This window comes from Corallococcus sp. AB045 (assembly GCF_003668895.1).
Taxonomy (GTDB): Bacteria; Myxococcota; Myxococcia; order Myxococcales; family Myxococcaceae; genus Corallococcus; species Corallococcus coralloides.
This window is the reverse complement of record NZ_RAWN01000380.1, coordinates 1-3,317: the sequence shown is the minus strand read 5'-3', so window position 1 is coordinate 3,317 and position 3,317 is coordinate 1. Positions and strand designations below refer to the sequence as shown.

Annotated in this window: 5 protein-coding genes and 1 pseudogene; 4 read left to right on the top strand and 2 right to left on the bottom strand. The window is 70.6% G+C overall.

The annotated features are described in order from the left end of the window. The 4 genes and pseudogenes from D7Y21_RS40750 to D7Y21_RS40735 form a co-directional block, all read left to right on the top strand. A pseudogene (locus D7Y21_RS40750) lies at positions 1-735 on the top strand (hypothetical protein); the annotation flags it as partial. Positions 736-760: 25 nt separating this feature from the next. Next, positions 761-1,096, top strand: coding sequence for an FmdB family zinc ribbon protein (locus D7Y21_RS40745; protein ID WP_121718580.1), 336 nt, complete (start codon positions 761-763; stop codon positions 1,094-1,096). Between the two features lie 66 nt (positions 1,097-1,162). Further along, positions 1,163-1,366 (top strand): hypothetical protein, encoded by a 204-nt coding sequence (locus D7Y21_RS40740; protein WP_120568423.1) that lies wholly within the window; start codon positions 1,163-1,165, stop codon positions 1,364-1,366. A 54-nt stretch (positions 1,367-1,420) separates the two neighbouring features. Then, complete coding sequence (locus D7Y21_RS40735) at positions 1,421-2,173, top strand: hypothetical protein (RefSeq protein WP_121718579.1); 753 nt, start codon at positions 1,421-1,423, stop codon at positions 2,171-2,173. A 4-nt stretch (positions 2,174-2,177) separates the two neighbouring features. On the opposite strand, the gene D7Y21_RS40730 is transcribed toward D7Y21_RS40735, so the two are convergent. Together D7Y21_RS40730 and D7Y21_RS40725 are read right to left on the bottom strand one after the other, a co-directional pair. Then, entirely contained in the window at positions 2,178-2,912 is a 735-nt protein-coding gene (locus D7Y21_RS40730; RefSeq protein WP_120568425.1) for a PHP domain-containing protein, read from the bottom strand. 57 nt (positions 2,913-2,969) lie between these two features. Further along, entirely contained in the window at positions 2,970-3,245 is a 276-nt protein-coding gene (locus tag D7Y21_RS40725; RefSeq protein WP_043321624.1) for a hypothetical protein, read from the bottom strand. Positions 3,246-3,317 lie beyond the last annotated feature (72 nt).

Genomic DNA, 3,317 nt, shown 5'->3' with positions numbered 1-3,317 from the left:
CCCCAGGCGCCCCAGGAAGAAGAGGAGGCCCCGCGCTTCCTCAAGCGCGAGCTGCCCCGCCCCCGCGGCCGCTTCACCCGCGTGGAGGCCCAGCGACTGTCGTTCCTTGAACTGACGCGCGCCGAGGGCAAGGAGACGCTGGAGGCCGCCATCGAGGCCACGGAGCACCGCTACTCACTTCTGCGCACGCTGGAGCACCGCTACAACGGCCCGCGCGGAGAGATGACCCAGGTCGACATGGAGAACGTGCTGCGCCAGCACGGCATCATGGAGACGCTGGAGGCCCGCGAGCGCCACAACATCGAGACCGCCTACGCGTCCCAGCGCGGCGCCACCGGCCGGGTCGCCTGGGCGCTCGGCCTGTCCCCCAGCGAGCTGCAGCGGCTCAACCACGCGCTCAGGCTGGAGGAGGTGGTGGAGGCCCTGCGCGAGCGCTTCCGCAACGAGGTGCTGGCCACGGGCCACCTCACCCACCGGCTGGATCTGCTCGGCCGGGACAAGTACCTGGTGGACCTGGGCATCCAGAAGCGCTTCGCCGACGCGCTCCGCAAGGAGCTGGAGCGGCTGGCGAAGGACGCCCTGCCGGACGCCACGGATCTCCACTCGCTGGCCAACGTCGTGGGTCGCAAGCACGGCGCGCCCGCGGAGCTGGTCACCCGCGCCTTCGAACGCCTGAATCTGACGGAAGGCCTGCGCAAGCAGCTGTCCGCCCAGGCCCAATCCCCTTCGAACTGACTCATCGAGACGAGGTACCCACCCCATGCCCATCTACGAGTACGGCTGCTCGGCCTGTGGAAAGACCATCGACGTCCTGCAGAAGATGTCCGACCCGACGCCCCCCGCCTGCACCGCGTGCGGCGCCCAGGGCACGCTGAGCAAACAGGTCAGCCGCTCCAGCTTCCACCTCAAGGGTGGCGGCTGGTACTCGGACCTGTACGGCTCCACGAAGAAGGACGGCGGCGGTTCGTCGTCCTCATCGTCGTCGGCGTCCGCGTCTTCTTCATCCTCGCCGGCGAGCAGCGGCACGAGCACGGCGGCGCCCAGCGCTCCCGCGGCCGCGCCGAGCACTCCGTCCGCGTCCGGCGACAAGTCGTAGCGCCCGCGCTCCACCGCCCCCGGCTGAAAATTCGCTGGGGGCGCGGGGAGGCCGCAGACTTCACGCGTGCCCTTCCCTCCCTCGAAGCGTCCCCCCCGCCATTGCGCACTGTGCGGCCATCCGGAGCTGACGGATGCGCGGGGGCAGGGGCGGTTCCTCCTGGTCGCGGACCCGCATGGCCGCGGCCCCGTGTGTCCTCCGCAGCGCGGCTGCCGCAACGGCAAGCTCGCGGCGACGGACACGCCGGCGCTGACGCAGGCCAGCCGCTAGGTTAAGCAGACACCTGAAAGCGCGCGCGTCCCACCCCGCGTGCCTCCAGGTGCCATGCCGCGTTCCTTCCGCTCGCTGTCGTCGCTGTTCCTGGTGCCGCTCGTGGCCGCATTCACCGCCGGCTGCGCGTCCGCCACCCGCATGTCCCCCGAGGACCGCGCCGCGTTGGACCGCGGCCTCAGCGGCCCGGACGCGGAGCAGTACCTGCGCGTCTCCGCCTACCTGACGCCCTTCTTCGGGGACGCGTCCAAGCGGCTGCTCACGCCCTACCCGCCGGAGGACGTGCGGCTGGTGGACGACACCCAGGGCAAGCCCATCAACCCCGGCCCCATCCAGGCCACCCTCCCCGCCGGCTCGCGCGTGCGGATCACCAAGGTGGAGTTCCCCACCGCGTGGGTCGTCACCGAGCGCGTCCTCTACTCCCCGCGCACCTGGCCGTGGGTGTACGTGACGGTGGAGGGCGCCCCCGCGGGCGAGCAGGTGGTGCTGGTGCTGCCGCCCAACCTCGACCGGCAGGACGCGTTCCGCGCGGAGCTGGGGAACACGCTGTCCCTCCACCCGCTCACGGAGCAGCTCAACGGCTTCAGCGCGGCGGTGAAGGAGGCCGTGCGCACCAAGACGCTGGTGCCGGACATGCCCGCGGACGCGGTGCGCATGGCCTGGGGCCCGCCGGAGTCCGTGCGCCGCACGCTGGAGGGCACCGCGAAGAACGAGGAGTGGCGCTACACCGGCGAGCGCCGCAAGGCGTTCCTCACCGACGGGAAGCTGGTGCGTGCGGAAGAGGCAGGCAAATCCATCCTGCCTTGAGTTCCTAGCGCCGGCCGCCGCGGCGGTGCTGCTTCTTGCCGCCGCCACCGCCGCCCTTGCGCTGGGCCTGGGCCTCGCCCGGCCGCGTGAGGCGGGGCAGCTCACCGGCCATCACCGGCCAGTAGTCGCCCTTGAGGAGCTCCTCCACCAGCTGCGCCTGGGTGAGCACGTCGCGCTTGAAGAAGGTGGCGCCGCGGCCCATCTCGTCCAGGGAGCCGCGCGCGTCGCTGCCGCCCACGCAGGGGACCTTGAGGACCTCCGCGGCCTCCACGGCCAGGTCATTGGCCGTCTGCTTCACCTTGGCGTTGTAGCCCTCCACGGCGCACAGCACGCCGGACAGCGAGCGCACGTAGTCCATGGCGGGGTTGGGCACGTCGCGGTCGAAGGGGCGGGCCGCGACGATGGCCGCGCCCAGCGCCTTCACCTTGGGCAGGCACTCGGCGGCGCTCCAGGGCTTCTCCCGGTTGCTGCCCCACATCTGCACGGGCTCCGGCGCCAGCTCCGGCTTCGGGAAGAAGCACAGGTACTGACCCCGGTCCGTGACGAGCTCCAGGCCCACGAAGACCTTCACCTTGGATTTGGCGCCGATCTCGAAGAGCTCGTCGCAGCCGTCCTGGGTGTTCGTCTCGGTGAACGCCACCGCGTCCAGGCCGAACATGGCCGCCCGCTCCAGCACTGCGCGCGGCTCCAGGTCGCACCCCTTGGACAGGTGGGAATGGGCGTGTAGGTCGATGAGCATGGGCGACGCGTGCCTAACAGGCCTCCCGGGGCCTGTCGAGCCCGCGCGCACGGCCCCTCAGGCGTACGCGTAGGACTGGAAGTTGCCCTGCTTGGCCTGGCTGTTCTTCTCTTCGTACGTGCGGATGAGGTAGCCCATCAGCATCAGCGAGGACGTGTTCTCCAGCACCCGGGACGGATCCTTGGAGATGAGGTTCGCGCTGTAGTTCAGGAAGAACTGCGCCAGCTCCTCGCCCGCTTCCTTCACGATGAGGGCGTTGAGCGCGCTCGGCTCCATGGTGCGGATGGTGTTGATGAAATCGACCGCCAGGTCCTTCTTCGTCTTCATGTCCACGGTCCTGCCCCCTTTTTCCGCCCATGCCCCTGGAGCCGGAAATGGCCCCGGGCCCCGCCCCAATCCATGAAC

Bases quoted from the DNA above. Each gene is read 5' to 3' on its own strand.
- D7Y21_RS40735 (WP_121718579.1), top strand. From the start codon at position 1,421: ATGCCGCGTTCCTTCCGCTCGCTGTCGTCGCTGTTCCTGGTGCCGCTC.
- D7Y21_RS40745 (WP_121718580.1), top strand. From the start codon at position 761: ATGCCCATCTACGAGTACGGCTGCTCGGCCTGTGGAAAGACCATCGAC.
- D7Y21_RS40730 (WP_120568425.1), bottom strand. From the start codon at position 2,912: ATGCTCATCGACCTACACGCCCATTCCCACCTGTCCAAGGGGTGCGAC.